This is a genomic window from Limimaricola sp. G21655-S1, from assembly GCF_027213785.1.
Lineage (GTDB): Bacteria > Pseudomonadota > Alphaproteobacteria > Rhodobacterales > Rhodobacteraceae > Limimaricola.
On record NZ_JAPWGO010000216.1, the window covers coordinates 1 to 273 of the forward strand.

A 273-nucleotide genomic window follows, 5' to 3' on the forward strand; every position below is an offset into this window, starting at 1 on the left:
ATCTACGCCAACGAATCGCTGTTTTACGCCGGCCTCCACCCGGCGCGTGCGGCCAACAGCCTGAGCCGCGACGAGTGCCAGCGCCTGGCAGCGCAGATCAAGCTGGTGCTGGCCCGTGCCATAGACGCCGGCGGCAGCAGCCTGCGCGACTTCATGGACGCCAAAGGCAAGCCGGGTTACTTTCAGCAAAGCTATAAGGTCTATGGCAGAGCCGGCCTGACGTGTCATGATTGTGGCTCGCTGATTGCCGAGCTACGCCAAGCGCAGCGCAGC

The 273-nt window shown here is 63.7% G+C and carries 1 pseudogene; it reads left to right on the top strand.

Going from position 1 to position 273, the window contains the following annotated elements:
* A pseudogene (locus O4G76_RS20510) lies at nucleotides 1-273 on the top strand (DNA-formamidopyrimidine glycosylase); the annotation flags it as partial.